This is a genomic window from Melioribacteraceae bacterium (assembly GCA_019638015.1).
Taxonomy (GTDB): Bacteria; Bacteroidota; Ignavibacteria; order Ignavibacteriales; family Melioribacteraceae; genus JAHBUP01.
On record JAHBUP010000001.1, the window covers coordinates 476,684 to 498,669 of the forward strand.

Below are 21,986 nucleotides of genomic sequence, written 5' to 3' on the forward strand. Positions count from 1 at the left end.
AGTGGTAATGACTGTGGACGACTCAGCAAGCGTAAGACAAATGGTTTCATTCACACTTCGTGAGGCAGGTTATGATGTTGTTGAAGCATGCGACGGACTTGATGCACTAGCAAAAATTGATAATCCAAATTTAAAATTGGTTGTTACCGACTTAAATATGCCGAATATGGATGGAATTGAATTAATAAGAAGATTAAGAGCAACACCTGCGCATAAGTTTACACCCATTATTATGCTTACTACTGAATCGCAGGGAGAAAAAAAATTGGAAGGGAAAAATGCCGGAGCTACTGGCTGGATAGTTAAACCATTCAAACCAGAACAATTAATTGCAGTTATTAAAAAGGTGATGGGATGATAATTGACGCGCATCGACAGGCTTTTATTGAAGAAGCTTCTGAACTGCTTTCAGAACTTGAATTATCTCTACTTGAAGTTGAAAAATGCCCGGATAATAATGACTTAATCGCAAAAATATTCCGAGCACTACATACTATCAAAGGCTCATCTGGAATGTTCGGCTACGATGAAATTTCAATGTTTACTCATGATATTGAGAATGTTTACGACAAGATTAGAAATGGAAGCATTGCAATTACAAAAAGTATAATTGACCTTACTTTGCAAGCGAGAGATCAGATTTCGCAAATGTTATCTAAAACCAATGATTCAGACAAAATTGATGAAGAGATTACAAAATCTCTGCTTACTTCTTTTAGAAGCATTGTTAATGAACATTCTCAAAAGGAAAGCACAACGAATAAGTTAAAAGAAACAGATCTAAAAATTAAATCTGATGCTGAAGTAAAAACATATTTCCTAAAATTTTCTCCTAATCCCGCAATATTTATGAGCGGATCAAATCCATTAAGATTAATAAATGAAATAAAGGATTTAGGCAGCGCCATAATTTTGGGTAAATACGATTCCATTCCTCTTCTCGAGAACTTCAATTCAGAAAAATGCTATTTCTCATGGGAAATAATTCTTAGGACAAAAAAGGAAATTGATTCGATTAAAGATGTATTCATCTTTGTTGAAGATGATTCAGAAATAAACATTACGATTATTGATGAAAAAGGAAAGTTGAGGAGAGATGAGGATTTTTACGACTTCGAAAAGCTTCTTCTTGATATAGCGAAAACAAAATATCCCGATATTCTCGGTTTGCTTTCAGAGTACGAAACTTCAAGTATGCCCGCTGTTTTTGATAGAGCTTCAAATGCAAAACAAGGTCGTGAGATTTTAGAGCACCATTTTGAAGCTGATGCCGCTTCGAGTATTAGGGTTAGCGCCGAAAAATTGGATGAACTTGTAAATCTTGTGGGCGAATTGGTTACAACACAAGCACGCTTAAGTCAAATTGCGCAAAACAGTAAGGATGTTAATATAGCTTTCATCTCTGAAGAAGTTGAAAGATTAACTTGGTCTCTTCGCGACAGCGCGCTCAACATTCGCATGCTTCCAATAGGAACTACATTCAGCAAATTCAAACGCCTTGTTAGAGATCTTTCAAAAGATTTGGGTAAAGAAGTTGAACTTACCACGGAAGGCGCCGAAACCGAACTAGATAAAACTGTTATAGAAAAACTTAACGATCCTCTTATTCATATTATAAGAAACTCGATAGATCATGGTGTTGAATTGCCAGAAGAGAGAATTGCGGCCGGAAAACCATCATCTGGTTTTGTACATCTTTCTGCTTCGCAATCCGGAGGAAACGTTTTAATAAGGATTACTGATGATGGCGCGGGATTAAATAAAGATGCTCTCAAAGCAAAAGCGATTGCGAATGGACTTATAAATGAAAATGCGGATTTGAGCGAATCGGAAATCTATTCTCTCATTTTTGCGCCTGGATTTTCAACGGCCAAAAAAGTAACAAATGTGTCGGGCCGAGGAGTTGGGATGGATGTTGTAAAACGAGCTATTGATGTACTGCGTGGAACCGTGGAAGTTAGTAGCGAGTTGGGCATAGGAACAACAATTACACTGAAACTACCTTTGACCCTTGCAATTATTGATGGACTGCTGGTTAAAATTGAAGAGGACCATTATGTGCTTCCACTTTCATCGGTTGAAGAATGCTTAGAGCTGACTCAAGAAGACATTGATAAAAATCATGGAAGACAAATAGTTAATGTAAGAGGGAGCATTGTTCCCTATATAAGCCTCCGTGAAAGATTTAGAATCACTTCACAAAGACCCAATATTGAACAGATAGTTGTTGCCAAAATAAATGAACACCGTATAGGTTTTGTTGTTGATGAAGTTTTCGGACAACATCAAACAGTACTTAAATCGCTCGGTAATTTCTATAAAAATGTTGAGGGAGTATCCGGTGCTACTATTCTTGGTGATGGAACTGTAGCGCTAATTCTTGATATCAGAAAAATTACGGAAAGAGAAGAATTACTTGAAAAGGAATTCTAATTGTTTCTTGACTGGTTCATTACTGAACTTGAAAGATTTTATAAAATATTAATCTGATTATTGAATAAATAATGATTGTTAATTAACGGAGGTCTAAATGAGTAGTTCGTTTTTAACCGAAGCCAGACAGTATCTCACGTTCAAACTGAGCGACGAAGTGTTTGGCGTTGATGTAGCACAGGTGAGGGAGATTCTTGATTATGTTAAAATAACCAAGGTGCCTCAAACTCCCGATTTTATGTGCGGTGTAATTAATTTGAGGGGGAGCGTTGTTCCGGTTGTTGATATGAATATGAAATTCGGAATGGTAAAAACCGAAAGAACTGTAAACACTTGCATTGTTGTTGTTGAAGTTCTATTAAATGATGAAAAAACTATACTTGGCGCACTTGTAGATTCCGTGCAAGAGGTATTTGAGATTGAGCCGGAGAATATTGAACCAGCACCAAAAATTGGTACAAAGCTGAAAACCGAATTTATTAAGGGAATGGGTAAGCGTGATGATAAGTTTATCATAATTCTCAATATTGATAAGGTCTTTACAAGCGAAGAGCTGGAAATGGTACATGATACAGGCGGTTACAAACCTGATCTTAGTAACTAAAATGTTGAAATAAATTTCTAAAAAAATAAAATGGAGTCTACAATGAAATGGTATTATAACTTAAAAATAAGCGCAAAGTTGTTAAGCGGTTTTATTCTTGTTACAATTATTGCAGTGTTTGTTGGCTATATGGGAATTTCTAATATGAAAGCCATTGATGAAAGCGATACTGAACTATATGAGAACATGACAGTGCCAATTGCTCAAATGTCCCAAATCTCTACATACTTTCAAAGAATTCGTGTAAATACTAGAGAAATAATATTGGCCAGGACTGATGAAGAGAGAAAGACTTTTCTCGGACGTATAACAGAATATCGGGATTCTATTAGTGCCATAAGCACTAGATTTGAAGCAAGAATTCTTTCGAAAGAAATGCAAGATTTGTTTGATGAATTTAAAAAAAGCAGAGTTGATTATGGCAAAGACTTAGATCATTTTGAAAAACTAGTGAGTGAAAATAAAAACGATGAAGCCTATGCTTTATTACAAGGCAGCATGGCAACTACAGCCAGAACCGAGATGAACGTCATAATGGAAATTATAGAAGCTAAGGAAGATGATGCACATGAAAAAGCACTTGCAAATACGGAGTTGTATAATTCAGCATCCACAGCTATGATTATAATAATTTTTATTGGAGCTTTAATTGCCATTAGTCTCGGTATTTTCATTTCCAGATTAATTGTTAATTCACTTAAAAAAGGACTTCGTTTAGCAGAATTAGTAGCCGCCGGTGATTTAACAGAGAGACTTGATATCGATCAGAAAGATGAAATAGGTCAATTGGCAGCAGCTCTAAACAAGATGGTGGAAAAGCTAAAAGAAGTGGTAGAAAATGTAAAATCCGCATCAGATAATGTAGCCTCCGGTTCTCAAGAACTAAGTTCAAGCTCTGAGCAAATGTCGCAAGGCGCTACAGAACAAGCCGCCGCCGCCGAAGAAGCTTCTTCATCCATGGAACAAATGACTTCAAATATTAAACAAAACGCGGATAATGCGCAGCAGACCGAAAAGATTGCGTTAAAATCATCTGAAGATGCAAAAGAAGGTGGAAAAGCAGTCTCTGAAACAGCCGACGCAATGAAAGAAATTGCAGGTAAGATTTCAATAATCGAAGAGATTGCAAGACAAACAAATCTATTAGCATTAAATGCAGCTATTGAAGCGGCACGCGCCGGTGAACATGGTAAGGGATTTGCCGTTGTGGCAAGTGAAGTTAGAAAACTTGCTGAAAGAAGTCAGACGGCAGCTGCAGAAATAAATCAGTTATCAGCTTCCAGCATTAAAGTCGCAGAAAGAGCAGGTGAAATGTTAAAGAAGATTGTTCCGGATATTCAAAGAACATCGGAACTTGTGCAAGAAATTACAGCATCCAGCAATGAGCAAAACAGCGGTGCTGAACAAATTAATAGCGCAATTCAACAATTGAATCAGGTGATTCAACAAAATGCTTCTACTTCAGAAGAAATGGCTTCTACCGCCGAAGAACTTTCAAGCCAAGCTGAACAATTGCTTGATACAGTGTCATTCTTCAAAATAGATGATAAAAGAACAAATTCAACAAAAAGAACTGCTACGTATGCCCCAAAGCCTCGTTCACTTGATCACAAAATGCTGAACCCAGCTTCAACAGCGCAGCCCAAAGCAAAGTTGAATAAAACGGCTAATAATAGTAATGGTGTTGCTTTGGAATTAGGCAGCGGCAGTGATAAGCTCGATTATGAATTCGAAAAATATTAATGAAAATTAGCATAAATCTGTGCATCTCATAACTTATGCGATGCACAGATGATTAAAAATTTTCTGAAACTTAATATCAATAAAAGTGTGAAGGAGTTAATCTTATGAAAAAAACAATCTGGTTCATGTTACTATTTCCAGTTATCCTTTTATATGGTCAGCATAATAGTGCTAGTGTTAATGCTGATGAAGCATTACAAAGATTGATTGATGGAAATAAAAGATTTGTGGAAAACCAACTGGCATCTAAGACTTATATGGATGAAGTGAAAAAAACATCTAAAGGACAGCATCCGTATGCTGTTGTTTTAACTTGCTCGGATTCACGATTACCTGCAGAAATTATTTTTGATGAGTCAATTGGAAAATTATTTGTTGTTAGAGTAGCGGGTAATGTAATAGACCCAATAACATTAGGCAGTATAGAGTATGCAGTGGAACACTTGGGAACTCAATATGTTTTAGTTCTTGGACATACGGCTTGTGGAGCTGTAAATGCAACTTATGAAGGAGGGCATTTTACTCCTTCGATCCAAGAGCTCGCGAAATTAATTCTTCCAGCAGTTGATAAAGCAAAAAATAATGGTGGAACAAAAGAAGAACAAATGCGAAGCGCAATAAGCGAAAATGTAAAGCTTCAGATAAATAACACCAAAAAGCATAGTCATGTAGTAGAAGAATTCTTACACGAGCATAAGTTGAAACTGGGAGGAGCGATATATGATGTTTCAACGGGTAAGGTTGAATTCTTAAAATAAATTAAAAATTCTATTCATTCATAAATTTTATTGAAATTAAAATATTGCGGAATAATGATATGTATAAGGAAAATGGACCAGCTGCTTTATCGGTTAGTGATTTTTCCAGACTGAGTGGATTTATCTATAACCAATGTGGCATTAAAATGCCCGATTCAAAAAAAATAATGGTTGAAGCACGTCTAAGAAAAAGATTGCGCGATTTGAATATGCAGACCTATGCGGAATATTGCAACTTTCTCTTTTCACAAAAGGGAAGTGAACAAGAAATAACGCATATGGTTGATGTTATAACAACGAACAAAACAGATTTCTTCAGAGAGCCTAAGCAGTTTTCATTTCTATCTGATATTGCATTACCGGAGTTTGTTAGAGTCGATGGTACTGGAATACAAAGACCGCTGAAAGTATGGAGTGCCGGATGTTCAACAGGCGAAGAACCATATACACTCTCTATTGTTCTAAGCGAATTTGGACAAAAGTTTACAAAGTATTCGTTCAATATTCTTGCTACGGATATTTCAACTCGGGTATTGGAAAAAGCTTCAACCGGAATTTATGAGGAGGACAAAATTGAACCGATTTCAAAAAACTTAGTTCATAAATATTTTCTAAGAAGCAAAAACAAAGAGAAAAAACTGGTAAGAGTTGTTCCTCAGCTCAGAAGCGCAGTAAAATTTCAGTGGTTAAATTTTATGCAGGATGATTTTGGAATTAGAGAAACATTCGATCTTATATTTTGCAGAAACGTTATAATATATTTTGATAAACCAACACAAGAAAAATTAATTGAGAAATTGGTAGGACATTTAAAACCGGGCGGTTACTTTTTCCTTGGTCATTCGGAATCAATTTTTAATACTAATTTACCATTGGCTCAAGTTGCCGCAAGTACGTATAAGAAAACAAGATGAAACCTAATTTTAGCAACTTAACAAGTATATATTTGCAACCGGGAGAAGCTTGTTTTAGTAGCAATCCTATTGTTGTAAATACAATACTTGGTTCTTGTTTATCTATTACAATGTTTAGCAGAAAAGTAAAGTATGCCGGTATGTCTCACTGCCAATTGCCATACAATAAACAATGCGGCTTGCAGTGTAATGAGTGCAAAGAACCTTATAAGTTTGTCAAATGTACTATTATTCAAATGATTAAGAAGTTTGAAGCCATGCAAATACAACGTAAAGATATTGAGGTGAAAGTGTTTGGCGGGGCAGATGTTCTGAAAACAACACTGACCGAAAAAAGAATCAGTACAGTTGGTAGACAGAATATTGATATGGCACTCGAGACACTCGCAAATTATAACATGGAAGTAACAGCAAGCGATGTTGGCGGAAGATTTGGACGAAAAATATTTTTTCTTACCGCTACAGGTGAAATATTCCTTAATAGGTTAAATAATAATGGATAAAATTAAAGTATTAATCGTTGACGATTCAGCAGTGGTTCGACAAACACTTGCAGAAATACTTTCATCCGATCCGCTCATCGAAGTTATTGGAACGGCCTCAGATCCTTTTGTTGCCGCCGAAAGAATAAAAGAGCGAGTACCGGATGTTATTACTCTTGACATTGAAATGCCTAGGATGGATGGGCTTACATTTCTACAAAAAATAATGAGTCAACATCCTATCCCGGTTGTAATTTGCTCAAGTCTTTCGGAAAAGGGATCAGCTTCCGGAATACGGGCTCTGGAATTAGGTGCTGTTGATATTATCACCAAACCTAAAATGGGAACAAAGCAATACTTCGAAGAATCGGCAATTTATATTTGTGATGTAGTTAAAGCAGCATCAATGATTAATATTAAACGTACCTTTGCTAGAAAACATGAAGTTGAACCAAAACTTTCCGCTGACGTAATAATCGCAAAGAACACAAGTAAAGCTATGATTCAAACCACCGAAAAGGTTGTTGTAGTTGGTGCTTCAACCGGCGGAACGGAAGCGCTAAGAATATTTTTGGAATCTTTTCCGCTAGATTCACCTGGAATTGCAATTGTTCAGCACATGCCCGAAAATTTTACTAAAGCGTTTGCAAAAAGACTCGATAGTATTTGCCGTCTAACAGTAAAAGAAGCCGAGAATGGTGATTCAATTATTAGAGGAAGGGCCTTAATTGCTCCGGGTAATTATCATATGCTATTAAAGAGAAGCGGTGCCCGTTATTATGTTGAAATAAAAGAGGGACCACTCGTTAGCCGGCATCGTCCTTCTGTTGATGTACTATTTCGGTCAGCATCCAGGTATGCCGGGAAGAATGCAGTAGGTGTGATTATGACAGGTATGGGGGATGATGGCGCAAAGGGTATGCTTGAATTAAAAGAAGCGGGTGCCCATACAATTGCGCAAGACAAAGAATCTTGTGTGGTTTTTGGTATGCCATCTGAAGCAATTAAACTTAATGCGGTTGAAAAGATTTTACCGTTAGATTTGATCGCACAAAATGTACTAACTCATTCTAAATAATTTTATTAATCATGAATAATACGAAAATATTAATAGTTGAAGATGAGAGAACAACCGCTGTTGTTATCTCCCATTTTTTAAACCGTCTCAATTATTCTGTAGTTGGAATGGTGAGCAGCGGTGAAGAAGCGATTAAAATGGTGGAAGAAAAAAATCCCGATCTTGTTTTAATGGATATAGGGCTCGAAGGAGAAATGGACGGAATTGAGGCCGCGGCTATAATTAAAAAAAAATTTGATGCGCCTGTAATTTTTCTTACCGCATACTCTGATGATAATTCAATTGCACGAGCTAAAGAAACCGAACCATACGGATTTTTAGTGAAACCATTTGAGCAATCGGATTTGAATAGTACATTGGAAATTGCTATAAGAAAAATAGAAGTTGATAAAAGAGTAAAAGAAAGCGAAGTCTGGTTCAGAGCAACCCTTGAAAGTATAAGTGATGCTGTAATCGCCACTGATCTTGATGACACTATTAAGTTGATGAATAAAGTTGCAGTAAAACTTACAGGATACAGTTTAGAAGAGAGTAGGGGTAAGAAACTTGATTCAGTGTATGTTACTGCCCCCGATTTTACAACAGAGGGTATGGTATATCTGTTATCCGAAAAAACAGATGATTATAAAAAGTCACTAATGAATAATAAAATCCTCCATTCAAAAAATGGAAAAAGAATTATAATTGAGGAAAACAGCGCTTTAATAAATGTAGGTATTGATAAAACACTCGGCAAAGTAGTTTCATTCCGTGATATAACAAACATGCGTGAAAATCAATTATTTGCACTGACCGCAAAGGATTTTTACCTAAATATTTTAGAAAATTTTCCAGTATTTATATGGCGTACAAATAAAAATGGACAATTCAATTATTTCAATACTTCATGGCTGGAATTCTCAGGAAAAAGTATTGAAGACGAAATTTATGATGGGTGGTTATCGAACATTCATTTTGATGATAGAAATTATTTTGTTGATAAATTCCGAGAGGCGGTTCAAAAACGTGAAAAATTAGAAATAGAAATAAGAGTTTTAAACAGACATAAAGAATATTGCTGGCTCATCTGTTTTATTCATCCGATAACCGACTTAAAAGAAAGCTTTGACGGATTTATTGGTATATGTCTAGATATAACGAATAGAAAAATTCTAGAAGATGAATTACGAGAGTCAAAAATTATATCGGATTCGGCAAATCGTGCTAAAAGTACTTTTATAGCGAATATGAGTCATGAAATAAGAACCCCACTTAATGGAATTATGGGGTTAACAGATCTGCTACTTGATACTAAAATAGATGAAGATCAACTGGATTATCTTGAAATGGTAAAGCAATCATCTCACACATTGCTAGGACTTCTGAACAATCTTTTAGATTATTCCAAAATTGAGGATAATAAAGAAAGGATTGAAGAAAAAACTTTTTACCTCAATCAGATTATTAACGAGATAGTTCGCCCTTATCAAAGTGAATCCAAAAGAAGAGGGGTTGAAATAAAAGCGGAGATTCAGGAAAATATTCCAAATGAGCTTTATGGCGATTCTCAGAAAATTCAACAGATACTAGCGAACTTAATAAGTAATGCGTTTAAGTTTACCGAAAAAGGGGATATTAAACTTTCAATAAACAGAATAAACGAGAGGGATTTAGAACTAAATAATTCGAATAATATTATTCTAGAATTTGTTGTGAGCGATACCGGAATTGGAATTCCAGAAGCAAAGCATCCAATAATATTTGATAGTTTTACGCAAGTAGACAGTACCGCCACCCGTAAATATTCGGGCTCTGGTTTAGGATTAGCAATAGTAAAAAGACTTGTTGAAATCTTAAACGGAAAAATATGGTTCAAAAGTAGAGTAAACGAGGGAACAACGTTTCATGTTGTCCTTGGATTAAAAACAATAAAAGTACTAAATGCAAGAAATGTTGCAGCAGTATAAAATTACTATAATGGAGTTAATATGAAATCATTAGTAGTTGAAGATGATTTTGTAAGCCGACTGGTATTACAAAAAATGCTTGCCCCCTATGGTCAATGCGATACCGCAGTAAATGGAGTTGAGGCCGTTAATGCCTTCAATCTTGCAATGACAGAAGGGGAGCCGTATGACCTAATATGTCTCGATATAATGATGCCTGAAATGGATGGAAAAGAGGCGTTAAAAATTATTAGAGAGAAGGAAAAGGAATTCAACATACACCCTTCCAACGAGACAAAAATTGTAATGATCACCGCACTTGATACCCCAAAAGAAGTGCTGGAAGCTTATTACAAAGGGGGTTGTACCTCTTACTTAATTAAGCCGATTGAGAAATTAAAAATTAAAAATGCGTTGAAAGATTTGAAGTTAATATAGCAAATTAAAATTGTAATTAAATTTCATTAAACTCTTATGAGAACACGAAAAACTGTTTTGAAGGATGAAAAGAAAAGGAGTCTAAAAACTGATGATATGGTAAATGATCAGTTTCTGCTTTTTAATTTGCTAAATTCAAGCACCGATCGTATTTATTTTAAAGATCTTGAGAGCAGATTTATTAGAGTTAGCAAAGCGTTAGCTAAAAGACATGGGCGAAGCCAAAAGGGGATGATCGGAAAAACAGATTTTGATTTGTTCGGTCCAATTCATGCAAAACAAGCATTTGAAGATGAGCAGCAGATAATTAAAACTGAAAAGCCAATCATTGGTAAAGAGGAATTTGAGGATTTGCAGAATGGTAAAATATCATGGGTTAATACATCAAAGATGCCATTGTACAATTCAGATGGTAAATTAATTGGTACATTTGGTATCAGCCGGGATGTAACACGAAGAAAAAGAGCCGAGAGTATACGAGAAGCGTTGTATTATATTTCTGAAGCGGTTTACAGTAGCAAAGATATTACTAGTCTATGTGAAAAAATTCATTCCGTCATTAGTCAACTCATGCCGGCGAAGAACTTTTATATTTCCTTATATCATGAAAAAACTAAAGTACTTACCTTCCCCTATTATCAAGATGTTCATGGCGCATATAAATCCTCGAGAGAGATTACTAACGGATTAATTGAGTATGTATTAAAAACCGGAAAATCTGAATTAATTAATGCAAAACGAATTAGAGAGTTAAAAAAGAAGAAAAAAATTGAATCAATTGAACTTGCAGCCGCTATTTGGCTAGGTGTACCACTAAAGGCAGATCAGAAAACAATAGGCGCGATAGTTATTCAAGATTATGATAATGCGCACGCTTTTGGCGATGAAGAATTACAAATACTTAACTTTGTTGCTGTTCAGGTTGCGTCAGCCATTCAGAGACATATAACAAGTGAGGAAATAAAAAAATATACCGAAGAACTTAAAACTCTCAATAATACTAAAGATAAATTATTTTCAATAATCTCTCATGATCTTAGAGCTCCAATAAGTGGATTACTCACCTTTTCGGAATTGCTGTTAGAAGATTTTGAGTCGCAAAGCGATTATGAAAAAAAGCTTTTTGTTGAAAATCTCCAATCATCTATGAGGAATCTCTTTTTATTTACCGAAAATATGCTGGCGTGGGCAAGACTCCAGAGTTCGGGAATAAAGGTTAATAAACAAAAAATAAAATTATCCGATCTAATTAACTCGGTAATTAATACACAGCTGTTAAATGCAAGAAACAAAGGGATTAAACTGAGGAGTAGCTGCCCAAATAATCTTGAAATTTACTCTGATGTAAATATGATTGATACAGTTATTCGCAATTTGCTGATTAATGCAATTAAATTCACAAATAATAATGGTAAAATTAAAATAAGTGTTGTCATTAAAGGAAATAGTGTAATTGTATCTGTAAAAGATAACGGTATAGGAATGAGTAGTGAATTGGTTAATGATCTGTTCAATTATGAGAGTAGAAAATCCAGAGAAGGTACTAATCACGAAAAAGGTTCTGGATTGGGTATGAGTATATGCAAAGAATTTATTGAACTCAATGGCGGTCAAATAATGGTTAAGAGCAAACCTGGAGAAGGTACGTGCGTTTCTTTCTCAATTCCTATAAATCATTCAAAAAAAAATAGAAAATATTCTGAATAATTTTCATTATTATTATTAAGTTATGTAAGGCAGTTCGAATAGTTATTTTGCTGATCACATGTGTTAGCTTTATAAATTGATATGAATTATTTATAGCAGCACTAATATTCGAAATAATGAAAATTATAATTATTGCGCTCACATTAAATTTTGCGCTTTCTGTGATTTACTCAAACGCCCAAACTTATCGGAACAACTCACCATTTGAAATATCTTTCGGAAGAGGAAGTAGTCTTTATAGAAATATAAAAACTGATCAGTCATTAGTAATTTTAAAGGTCAAGGAAATGAGTGGCGATATTAGCGTTTTTAGTTATGAGAACGATATAAATCTGGAATATTTAACTGAACATGGAGAGAATATTTACTTGATTGGTTTAGCTTCAATGCTCAGGTATGATTTTAAGATATTAAATCTAGATTTGTTCTTAAAAACCGGAGTTGGCTTGAATTATTTAAGCAGTTCAAATATAGGATGCAGAAATCTCGGTGGAAATTTTAATTTCAGTGAAATGATTGGTATTGGCGTTGGTATTATTGATTTCCATGGTGTAAAAACCTGGCTAAGCTATTTCTTTAGGCATATCTCAAATGCGGGGATTTATTCCAGCAATGAAGGCTATAATTCTCATTATATATTTGTATCACTGGTAATATAATTTCGTGGGAATGATAAGCGCAAAAAGTTTAATGTATAATCGCCAAGAAAAATTAAACTCATTCTTTGTAGTAAAGACTTGGAGTAAAGGAAGGTTACTATCTAACATCTCCACAAAAATAAAGCAATACTATCAGCAAAAGGAGATAGTGGAATTAATCTCCTAATCGCTATTTGTACAATGATAGTTAAAAACAAATCATGAACTAAATTGTATTTAAAGTTTAGCAAGTGATCTAGAACGCTTATCACTAATTTTAAAGCGGGAAATTAATCCTTGCAAATTAACCGTAAGATTGCTTAGATCTTCTGAAGCATGTGCTATCTGTTGTATTCCTTGAGCTGTTTCATGTGTAACGTTATTAATGCCTTCTATGTTTCTGCTTATTTGTTCTGCGGAACCCGATTGTTCTTCTGTTGAAACGGCAACATGTTGAACCATATTTAATAATCCCTCAGTACCAGAGATAATAGTTTTTAATGCTTCACCGGCTTTACCAGCGGCTGCTTTTCCTTTTTCAACTTCAGCTGTTCCTCTATTCATCGATTCTACAGCTTCGGCTGTATCTTTTTGAATGGTATTAATCATATTGCCAATTTCTTTTGTTGCTTTGGTTGTGCGTTCAGCAAGCTTTCTTACTTCATCAGCAACAACGGCGAAACCTCTACCCTGCTCTCCGGCACGTGCTGCCTCAATTGCTGCGTTTAATGCTAAAAGATTTGTCTGATCTGCAATATCATTAATTACCTGGACTATTTCGCCGATCTGTTGACTGCTATTTCCGAGAGTTTGAACTGTCTCTGCCGATTTTTTCACGACCTCTGCAATCTGATTCATTCCCTCAATTGTTTCCGCAACAATATTCCCTCCATCTTGTGCAATTTTACTAGTATTTTTAGCAGCTTCTGCTACACTTGCGGCACTTTTAGTTGTACTAATAATTGTTTTTGTCATCTGTTCAATTGCGCCCGCTACTTCACTTGTTTGACTACTTTGTTCTTGTGCTCCAGCAGCCATTTCCTCACTGCTGCTTGAGATCTGGTTACTGGCACTGGCAGTTGCATCAACAGCATTTGCTACATCAGAGAGCGCATCATTCATTTTTTCAGTGAATTGATTTATATCTTGTTTAATAATCTGGAAGTCACCAAAGTACTCTCCAGCCATACGCACAGTTAAATCGCCTGTGCTCATTTTATTCAATACCTGACTTGCTTCTTTTATTGGAGCAACAACAGAATCAAGCGTTGAATTAATTCCCAAAATTATCTTTTTATAACTTCCTTTGAATTTAGTAATGTCACCTCTGGCAGAAAGTTGACCACTTACACTCGCTTGTGTTAATCGATCTGTTTCATTCAACAAGTTTTGCAATGAATTATTAATAGAATTTAAAGCAGGTGCCAGAGCATCTTCAGGATCTGCAGACTTACTTTCTTTTGAGAAATCTCCCTCACTTATATTGTACATTAGTTTTGCAAAATCATCCAAATTAATTGCAAGTTCATCTAACATTTTACCGATGGTACCGATCTCATCTTTTGAATTAATATCCGCTCTTACCTTAACATGCCCCTTTGATAGTTCCTTTATTGTTGTTAGAACTCTATTTATTGCCCTACTAATATTTTTAAAGGTATAATTTACAATTAAGGATATTGTTAATAAAAGTATAAGTCCTAAAGAACCAAGGGTTATATAGCGTGATTGAATAAGAGAAGCTGCTTCATTCTCGAATTTTGTATTATTATCGTTTGCCATAATCACCACTTTATCAACATAAATACGATGTTCATTATATAAATCTTTCATTTCGGTTAAAAGAAGTATTCTAGCCTCGTTACGTTGGTCAGATTTAATTAAAGGGATAAACTTGCTATCTCTAATGTCGAAAAATTTCCTTGCTGGAATATTAGAACTGTCTACCTTAAAATCTTTCATTTGACCTGGTTCCAAATCTCTTACCCAAACTTCATGCCGGATATTATATTCTTCTCTAAGCTGTTTCGATTTTTCAATAAGTTCATCAATTTTTGAGGAGTCTAATTCATCAATCATCTGGTAACAAATTAAATTTGATTCCACTATATAATTGGGAGGAGGAAGAATATCGGCAACTAAATCTTTACCTTGAATAATCTGTTTATACATATCACCATTTATGCGGAGATCTTCAATAGTAGAATATGAAAGTATACCAAAGATAATTAGGCCCGACGAGAATAAAACAATTATTAGACGAAGTTTTAATCCTAAACCAAGATTATTAAACCACTTCATGACAGATTCTCCATAGTGAATGACTTATTATCGCAGTTTTAATTAAAAACTTTATAATAACAATTATAAAAATTATAAATGAGCTGATCATCTTCTCGCAGAGTTAATCCCGTTTAATTATCCCATCGAAAATGGTTGGTAATTTTAAACTGGCAGACGGTTACAGAATGAATAATTATGGATTTGAGATAGAAAGAAAGTCATTTGATTCTAAAGAATCGTCAATAGGTCATTCATCGTCATAAAGATGGTGGAGACTAGGCTTTGTTCAGGGGAATGGAAACAGCAACTCACCGAAAGAATATTCTTTTACTGATGCTTCACCCGGAGCGGGGAAAATCTGTTACAGACTTAATCAAATTGATTTTAACGGTAAGTATAAGTGCAGCGAGACAGTAGAGCTATATAATAAAGCCGTCGTTCAGTTTAGTTTGAATCAAAATTATCCTAATCCATTTAATCCTGTAACAACAATAAAATATGCAATTCCTAACGATAGTAATGTTGAAATAAAAATATACAATGTTAAAGGCCAATTAGTAACTACACTTGTCTATGAATTAAAGCAAGCCGGATGCTATAATGTTGATTTTGATGCAGGCACTTATGCCAGCGGAGTAATTTTTATAAAATCAGCAGTGGTAATCTTTTTGAGATAAAAAAGAAGACACTTATTAAATAAGAACTTCCATCCATAATTAATTTTCAAGCGATCCCGAATAAAATTTGGGATCCCTGATTTGTTTACAAATATTCAAGTATACCAAAACCAGTTTGTTGAATAATCATGTTGGGGTTAAGTTTTTAAGCATGCCGATATTAATAATCCGGATCAAAATAATCATAGAATTGCATTTGAGCTAATATTGAGAATCTGTATATAGTCTGGTATTTATGCAAGAAATCGACATAGATATCACTTTAATCATACTCCAAGTTAATCGGCAATTATAATCATGTATTTATTAATTATTTGTACGCAGATAGAGTTGGTTGCATAACGGATTATTCAGAATTAAGAAAGAAGAACACTTTTAACAGCATAATATTTATAAGTGATGAACGCTTTCAGTGTTTGCATGGTTATATAATTACCTCATGCTAATGGAATCGAGGATGAGTATATCCCAAAAGTGAATGTATCAAAAGAAATTAGTGCCATTCAATTAGTAATCTGTGTCACATAACTAATTTTGATCTTTTTATTGTGATACTTATTTTGAATTATTAACCTAGTAAATGAAAGAGATGCAATGCGAACTTTATTCCAAAATTATCGCGGCAATTATCTCAACAGAAATCTTGTAACCATCTCTGTATTGTTTTTTCTTGTAAACCTATCTTTGATAATTCTCGGATTCTATTATTATTCAAATCAGAAGGAAATAATGGTATCTGAATCCTACGCAAACCTAAAATCCAATGCTGATTTTAATAGATTCCAAATAAGTAATTGGCTCAAGGAAAGATTTAACCATATTGAAGTATTGAATTCAAATTCTCCATTAATAAAAAAACTTGAATCAACATCTTCCTTACCAAACAATTTGCTCGAACTAAAAGAATGGTTTACCGCGTTAAAAACATATTATTTCTATGAAGATATTATAGTCGCTGATACAACGGGGAAAATAATTTATAGTGACTCCTCACCTGTGATCAAATTAAGTGTGATTGACTCAATCTTGTGTAGTAAATCAGCAGCAACAAATTCAATATTATTTTCTGATTCAGATAAAAAATATGGGGTTAAAAATCTTCTAGCTTTTTACATGCCGATAGGAAAACACCAAGTATCGTCAGATAGAATAAAATCCGTGCTAATCCTTAAGGTTAATCCAAAACCCAGCTTCACATCACTGCTTAATCGGCACGCTGATCGAACAACATCTATGGAATCACTGCTTTTGAAGTCAGGAAAAGATGAAGTGATATATTTGAATGATTTTAAGCACTCATCGAAAGAACAAGCTATGCTTAAAGACTCTAATAGAAAAGCTCTTATTAGCACAAGTATGAACAAAGCAAGAATGGGTTTTGTTGAAGGTGTAGATTACAAAAATGACGATGTAATAGCGGTACTCCAAACAATTCCAAATACTACCTGGACATTAATAACAAAAATTGATAAGTCGGAATTCTACGCCTCAATTAATGATCTGGCTAAATTAATCATTATGACCTTAATTTCTGTTTGTCTTTTGTTTACGGTTGCTTTGATTTTTATATGGCGAAAAAACGTGGTGGCAAGTTACAAGGAACTATACCTTGCTGAATTAGAGCGGAACAAATCAGAAAAAAGATTTGATACTTTGATTAGGGGAGTAAAAGATTATGCCATTTATATTCTGGATCTAAAAGGTATAATTATGAGCTGGAATTATGGAATTGAATTGATACAGGGATTTAAAGAAAACGAGGTTATTGAAAAGCATTTTTCTATGTTCTATTTACCTGAAGAAAAAGACCAAAACAAACCTGCAAAGTCTTTGCAGTTAGCTACCGAGAAGGGGAGTTATGAAGAAGAGGGTTGGAGATTAAAAAAGGATGGAACAAAATTTTGGGCATACATAGTAATTACTGCACTTAAGGATAATGAAGATAACATTTATGGATATTTAAAAATGTGCCGTGATTTAACCGAAAGTAAAAATCTTGAAAGAAATCTGATTGAGGCTAGAGACTTGCAATTGAAATTAATAACAGATTTCCCAAACCCTATTTGGCGTTCGGGCCCCGATGGAAAGTATGATTACTTTAATAAAGCATGGCTGGAGTTTACCGGTAAAAAGTTGGAACAAGAAATTGGAGAAGGATGGATTGAAAATATTCATCCCGAAGATCAATCTCGCGTAGTTAGCGATTATTATTCATCATTCAAGAAAGAAAAGAGTTTTGTATTTGAATACCGATTAAAAAATTATAAAGGTGATTACAAGTGGACAATTGATTATGGTATACCATTCTACAATCTCGAGGGCAAGTTTACCGGTTATATTGGTTCCTGTTATGATATTGATGATAGAAAGAAATATGAAGAGACAATAAACTCTCTACTTCGAATAAGTGAAAAACTTTACTCATCATTGGAAATAGACCAAATATTAGATTCACTTGTGGTTGAATCAATTAAACTTGTTGATGCCGAAAGTGGATTCGCTTCAATTACTGATGGGGAGAGGTTTATAGCAAAGCGGTATTTCAATCAAGACCATTGGGAATTCTTAAAATTAACTTGGGAATTGGAAAGCAATCTAAGTAATCAATTTAGAAATAGGAAAGAGGGTTATATAGTAAACAAAGCTGAAATTGACGCTTTAATTCATCCGGAGCTAAAAGAAAAATATTTAATTTCTCAAGCTATCTCTGTACCTCTTTATGGAGCAAATGGTGAACTAATAGGATTCTTTGAAACACATAATAAGAAAAATGGAAATGGTTATAATCTTAATGATCTGAATCATGTAAAAGCATTAGCGCGTAATGCATCCATATCTCTTGCAAAATCTCTGAGCATAGAACAACTAAGAAAAACCGAATTGCAATTGAGAAATTCAGAATCGGAATTGCGTCAACTAGCGGCACAACTGCAATACGTCAGAGAAACCGAAAGACATCATCTCGCGCGCGAAGTACATGATGAATTGGGACAGCTTTTCACGGGAATTAATCTAAATATCCTTTACTTGCGGGATATTATAGACAATAAGAATGAAAACTTTGGCATTCATAAAATAATAGATGAACTAAACGAAGTAAAAAAAATGGTTGATAAAGGTATTCAGTCTGTAAGAGATATTTCAGCAGGACTTCGATCTTACGTTCTTGAGCATCTTGGTCTGGTTCATGCTATTAGAGAATATTGTAAAGAATTCCAAAGGGTGAGCAACATTAATTGTACTATTACAAGTTATTCTGATGATATAAATCTAAGTGAAGAAAAAAATATAGCCATTTATAGAATCATTCAGGAATCATTGACTAATGCAATGCGTCACTCGAAAGCATCTGAAATTAAAATTGAGTTCCTTAAAAACAATAACTCAATTGAAATATTAGTTGAAGACAATGGGGTTGGGTTTGAAGAAAATAAACCAAGAAAGAGAAAAACATTTGGAATACTTGGAATGAAAGAACGCGCATTATACCTTAACGGACAATTGACAATAAGCAGCAAACCTGGTTCGGGAACCATAATAAAGATTTCGTTACCGGAAATTGAAACAACAAATAAAGGTAATTAAAATGAAAATTATAATAGCCGATGACCATAAAGTTGTTAGAGAAGGACTGAAAAAAATATTTTCAATGAATGAGGACTTTCAAGTTATTGGTGAAGCGGCAAGTATTGCGGAACTTCAGAAACTTTTAGAAGATAAGACTCCCGACTTGATCACGCTTGATGTTTCATTCCCGGATAGAAGCGGATTAGATTTCATCAAGGATATAAAAACGCAAAATCAATCAATAAAAATACTTGTATTTAGTATGTATCCCGATGAAAATTTTGGTCATCGTGCACTTGCAATTGGGGCTGATGGTTATCTAAGCAAAAATGCCGATCCAAGTGAGATTGTTCTGGCAATTAAAAAGATTATCAAAGGGGGGAAGTACTTGAAACAGGAAGTAATGGAGGAATTATTATTAAGCGGAATGAATTCAATAAATAAATTACCTCACGAAAAGCTATCTGATAGAGAGTTCGAAGTATTAAGATTATTGGGGCAGGGCAATAAATTAACTGCTATTGCCGAGCAGTTAAATTTGAGTATAAACACTGTCGCTTCATACAAATCCAGAATACAGGATAAATTAAATATCACTTCGACTGCGGCCTTAATTAAGTACGCTGTTGAGAATAAGTTAGTATAAAGAAAAAATTCTGCTCGGGTAGAACACTAGCCGATTAATGGGATAATCTTGCCACAATACCCACCACACACATTACCACAAATATACTGCATACAACTAATTCATACGATCATAAGTTTACAATGAAAAAGGCAGGCGATTTTCTTTCAAAAGAGACACGCTTAGTTATAAAATATTGAGAACTCAGATAAAGGGGTTTACTATGAAGAAAATAATTATTGGCAGTATGTTGTTTATTGCAGCTGGCTGCTCAGCATTAGTATTGCGGCCGGCTGATTTTTCATGGCCTGTTGAATCTGTAATAAATATAGATTTAAACGGGAATATTTCGGAAGAGAGATACAATCTTGAAATAAATATAAAGCCAATCTTTCAAGAAGAGTTTAGCGATTCGAACTCTTATCACGGAAAAGAAATGAGAATTATACGAGATAGAAATGGGTATTATTTTTTTACAAGTGGAGGGTTTAAAAATATTTACATGTTTCATTGTGTAGAAGGGGGCATGGAGTTGAAAGATAAGTTGAGAGTGACTGACTCAACTATGCTTAAAAAGCCAAATTTCAACCAAAAGCTAAATGGGATTGAATTAATTGACGGATCAACAAAATATTTTATTTACGGATCAGAAATTGTGAGGGTAAAATGAAAACGCTCATCGGTTTAATCTTAACACTTATGATATATTTTAACTCTTTGAACATAGCTCAATCCGATTATCAATCACTCCAAAACTTCAAAGCACAGTGTAAAGAAATTGAAGAGTCTATTAAAAGTGCATCGTCTTTAGAAGAAATTATGATCATCAAAAAGCGACTTAGCTATTTCAGAAATGATTATCTCGAGTATAAAAATATATTTGACAATGCATTGTATCCGGAAAATTATGAATCAACAATTGAAAAACTTGAAAAGAGACTAGAGGATAAGAATGCCAATCTGGGGCAAATATCAGCTTTGACAACTCGCCTTGTAGAACTGGAAACTCAGCTAGAGCATTTTAACAATCTGAGTGCCGGACTCATTGAACAGATCGACCAATTAAAGATGCAAATTGAAAAGGGGGATGCGACTATTGCTGATCTTAAAAAGTTAGTTGTAAGGTTGAAGAGAACTATTAGTGAACGGGACTTGCTTGTGCATGACCTGGTTGACAGCCTTCTTGTGGAATTTGGCAAATCATCTGGTGACTACTCGCAAAAGGAGAGAAAATCAATTATCACCAAAGTTAATAAAACCAATATGTTCAATAATATTAAGCGCACTATTCAAGACAACATTCATTTTATAAAAATCACACAAATAAAAGCTGATGATTTCACTCAAATGAAACACCAGCACGAAGATTTATCAAAAGTATGGAAACAAATTGGACCAATGCTATCTAATGTTTATCTAAACAAGAAAGAGCAAAAAGTGGAAATTGCTCAAATAGATTCGCTATTCACACAGTGGGATTATCAAATTTCTAATGAAATATGGAGAAATATTTTAGATCAGTTTAACGCCAAGGGTATTGAATTAGCTCCTTTCTTAAACGCTGATCAATTTGTTAAGAATATTAGTGATTACATAGATGAGAGGAGTAATAGCATCGACGACACCAGCATTGAAGAATCGCTCGAGACTTATAAAATTTTTACAGATAATGTTTATTATGCATCAGTTGAGGAGGAGTGGATTCCTCTTCTGCTGGATAATGGCATGCTATCTCAAAATGAAAAAGAGATTATTGATGCAAAAATTGCTGAATGGAAAAATGCAGTTACGCCTTCTGATACCTATTGGGGATATATCATCACTGCATTATTAATCATGGTAGGTTTTTTCATGTTGATTTGGCATAACATAAAATCAAAGTTGAGATCAAACTAATTTTCTCCAAAGGTTAAATAAGCAATCCCGCTAATGCGGGATTGTTTGTTTATATCAAGATGAAACTCAGATTCATAACTAGGTTATTAAATCAAATAGCCTGAGGAGAAACCCAGTCGTAAAAAAAACAGGAACAACCAGTGACAAAATAATGATAGAGATCACAAGCAATCGGTTAACATGAATAAAAAGGTGGAAAAATAGAACAAAATAACTGT

General features: G+C 34.4%; 18 protein-coding genes. 17 read left to right on the forward strand and 1 reads right to left on the reverse strand.

The features are described 5' to 3' along the window. Nucleotide 1: 1 nt before the first annotated feature. From KF816_01995 to KF816_02050, 12 genes are all read left to right on the forward strand, one after another. Complete coding sequence (locus KF816_01995) at nt 2-358, forward strand: response regulator (protein MBX3006776.1); 357 nt, start codon at nt 2-4, stop codon at nt 356-358. Beyond that, a complete protein-coding gene (locus tag KF816_02000; GenBank protein ID MBX3006777.1) occupies nt 355-2,433 on the forward strand; it encodes a chemotaxis protein CheA in 2,079 nt (692 codons plus the stop codon). The genes KF816_01995 and KF816_02000 overlap by 4 nt, the downstream gene beginning before the upstream one ends. 97 nt (nt 2,434-2,530) lie before the next feature. Beyond that, entirely contained in the window at nt 2,531-3,037 is a 507-nt protein-coding gene (locus KF816_02005; protein ID MBX3006778.1) for a purine-binding chemotaxis protein CheW, read from the forward strand. 42 nt (nt 3,038-3,079) lie between these two features. After that, on the forward strand, nt 3,080-4,780 hold the full coding sequence (locus tag KF816_02010; GenBank protein MBX3006779.1) for an MCP four helix bundle domain-containing protein: 1,701 nt from the start codon (nt 3,080-3,082) through the stop codon (nt 4,778-4,780). A 104-nt stretch (nt 4,781-4,884) separates the two neighbouring features. Next, a complete protein-coding gene (locus tag KF816_02015) occupies nt 4,885-5,538 on the forward strand; it encodes a carbonic anhydrase (GenBank protein MBX3006780.1) in 654 nt (217 codons plus the stop codon). Nucleotides 5,539-5,597: 59 nt separating this feature from the next. Continuing rightward, nucleotides 5,598-6,452: a protein-glutamate O-methyltransferase gene (locus KF816_02020; protein MBX3006781.1), complete on the forward strand. Its 855-nt coding sequence runs from the start codon at nt 5,598-5,600 to the stop codon at nt 6,450-6,452. Continuing rightward, entirely contained in the window at nt 6,449-6,955 is a 507-nt protein-coding gene (locus tag KF816_02025) for a chemotaxis protein CheD (protein MBX3006782.1), read from the forward strand. The genes KF816_02020 and KF816_02025 overlap by 4 nt, the downstream gene beginning before the upstream one ends. Further along, complete coding sequence (locus KF816_02030; GenBank protein ID MBX3006783.1) at nt 6,948-8,012, forward strand: chemotaxis response regulator protein-glutamate methylesterase; 1,065 nt, start codon at nt 6,948-6,950, stop codon at nt 8,010-8,012. The genes KF816_02025 and KF816_02030 overlap by 8 nt, the downstream gene beginning before the upstream one ends. Nucleotides 8,013-8,023: 11 nt before the next feature. After that, the gene (locus KF816_02035) at nt 8,024-9,958 is read left to right on the forward strand and encodes a PAS domain S-box protein (protein ID MBX3006784.1); all 1,935 of its coding nucleotides are present in this window, start codon (nt 8,024-8,026) and stop codon (nt 9,956-9,958) included. A 21-nt stretch (nt 9,959-9,979) separates the two neighbouring features. Then, nucleotides 9,980-10,375, forward strand: a complete 396-nt coding sequence (locus KF816_02040; protein MBX3006785.1) for a response regulator — start codon at nt 9,980-9,982, stop codon at nt 10,373-10,375. Nucleotides 10,376-10,411: 36 nt separating this feature from the next. Beyond that, nucleotides 10,412-12,082 (forward strand): PAS domain-containing sensor histidine kinase, encoded by a 1,671-nt coding sequence (locus KF816_02045; GenBank protein ID MBX3006786.1) that lies wholly within the window; start codon nt 10,412-10,414, stop codon nt 12,080-12,082. Between the two features lie 116 nt (nt 12,083-12,198). Next, a complete protein-coding gene (locus KF816_02050) occupies nt 12,199-12,741 on the forward strand; it encodes an acyloxyacyl hydrolase (protein MBX3006787.1) in 543 nt (180 codons plus the stop codon). A gap of 216 nt (nt 12,742-12,957) precedes the next feature. Here KF816_02050 and KF816_02055 read toward each other — a convergent pair whose 3' ends face one another. Further along, nucleotides 12,958-15,021, reverse strand: a complete 2,064-nt coding sequence (locus KF816_02055; GenBank protein ID MBX3006788.1) for a methyl-accepting chemotaxis protein — start codon at nt 15,019-15,021, stop codon at nt 12,958-12,960. Nucleotides 15,022-15,452: 431 nt separating this feature from the next. Between KF816_02055 and KF816_02060 the strand changes: the two genes are divergently transcribed. The 5 genes from KF816_02060 to KF816_02080 all read left to right on the forward strand — a co-directional run bounded on the left by KF816_02060 (nt 15,453) and on the right by KF816_02080 (nt 21,768). After that, entirely contained in the window at nt 15,453-15,680 is a 228-nt protein-coding gene (locus tag KF816_02060) for a T9SS type A sorting domain-containing protein (GenBank protein ID MBX3006789.1), read from the forward strand. Nucleotides 15,681-16,274: 594 nt separating this feature from the next. Continuing rightward, a complete protein-coding gene (locus KF816_02065) occupies nt 16,275-19,265 on the forward strand; it encodes a PAS domain S-box protein (protein MBX3006790.1) in 2,991 nt (996 codons plus the stop codon). 1 nt (nt 19,266) lies between these two features. Beyond that, nucleotides 19,267-19,893, forward strand: coding sequence for a response regulator transcription factor (locus tag KF816_02070; protein ID MBX3006791.1), 627 nt, complete (start codon nt 19,267-19,269; stop codon nt 19,891-19,893). 202 nt (nt 19,894-20,095) lie between these two features. Continuing rightward, entirely contained in the window at nt 20,096-20,542 is a 447-nt protein-coding gene (locus tag KF816_02075; GenBank protein MBX3006792.1) for a hypothetical protein, read from the forward strand. Further along, on the forward strand, nt 20,539-21,768 hold the full coding sequence (locus KF816_02080) for a hypothetical protein (GenBank protein ID MBX3006793.1): 1,230 nt from the start codon (nt 20,539-20,541) through the stop codon (nt 21,766-21,768). Before KF816_02075 ends, KF816_02080 begins: the two co-directional genes overlap by 4 nt. The last annotated feature ends 218 nt before the right edge of the window (nt 21,769-21,986 follow it).

Excerpts from the sequence above, each read along its gene's own strand:
- KF816_02000 (MBX3006777.1), top strand. The coding sequence starts at position 355 with ATGATAATTGACGCGCATCGACAGGCTTTTATTGAAGAAGCTTCTGAA.
- KF816_02005 (MBX3006778.1), top strand. The coding sequence starts at position 2,531 with ATGAGTAGTTCGTTTTTAACCGAAGCCAGACAGTATCTCACGTTCAAA.
- KF816_02010 (MBX3006779.1), top strand. The coding sequence starts at position 3,080 with ATGAAATGGTATTATAACTTAAAAATAAGCGCAAAGTTGTTAAGCGGT.
- KF816_02015 (MBX3006780.1), top strand. The coding sequence starts at position 4,885 with ATGAAAAAAACAATCTGGTTCATGTTACTATTTCCAGTTATCCTTTTA.
- KF816_02020 (MBX3006781.1), top strand. The coding sequence starts at position 5,598 with ATGTATAAGGAAAATGGACCAGCTGCTTTATCGGTTAGTGATTTTTCC.
- KF816_02025 (MBX3006782.1), top strand. The coding sequence starts at position 6,449 with ATGAAACCTAATTTTAGCAACTTAACAAGTATATATTTGCAACCGGGA.
- KF816_02030 (MBX3006783.1), top strand. The coding sequence starts at position 6,948 with ATGGATAAAATTAAAGTATTAATCGTTGACGATTCAGCAGTGGTTCGA.
- KF816_02035 (MBX3006784.1), top strand. The coding sequence starts at position 8,024 with ATGAATAATACGAAAATATTAATAGTTGAAGATGAGAGAACAACCGCT.
- KF816_02040 (MBX3006785.1), top strand. The coding sequence starts at position 9,980 with ATGAAATCATTAGTAGTTGAAGATGATTTTGTAAGCCGACTGGTATTA.
- KF816_02045 (MBX3006786.1), top strand. The coding sequence starts at position 10,412 with ATGAGAACACGAAAAACTGTTTTGAAGGATGAAAAGAAAAGGAGTCTA.
- KF816_02050 (MBX3006787.1), top strand. The coding sequence starts at position 12,199 with ATGAAAATTATAATTATTGCGCTCACATTAAATTTTGCGCTTTCTGTG.
- KF816_02055 (MBX3006788.1), bottom strand. The coding sequence starts at position 15,021 with ATGAAGTGGTTTAATAATCTTGGTTTAGGATTAAAACTTCGTCTAATA.
- KF816_02065 (MBX3006790.1), top strand. The coding sequence starts at position 16,275 with ATGCGAACTTTATTCCAAAATTATCGCGGCAATTATCTCAACAGAAAT.
- KF816_02070 (MBX3006791.1), top strand. The coding sequence starts at position 19,267 with ATGAAAATTATAATAGCCGATGACCATAAAGTTGTTAGAGAAGGACTG.
- KF816_02075 (MBX3006792.1), top strand. The coding sequence starts at position 20,096 with ATGAAGAAAATAATTATTGGCAGTATGTTGTTTATTGCAGCTGGCTGC.
- KF816_02080 (MBX3006793.1), top strand. The coding sequence starts at position 20,539 with ATGAAAACGCTCATCGGTTTAATCTTAACACTTATGATATATTTTAAC.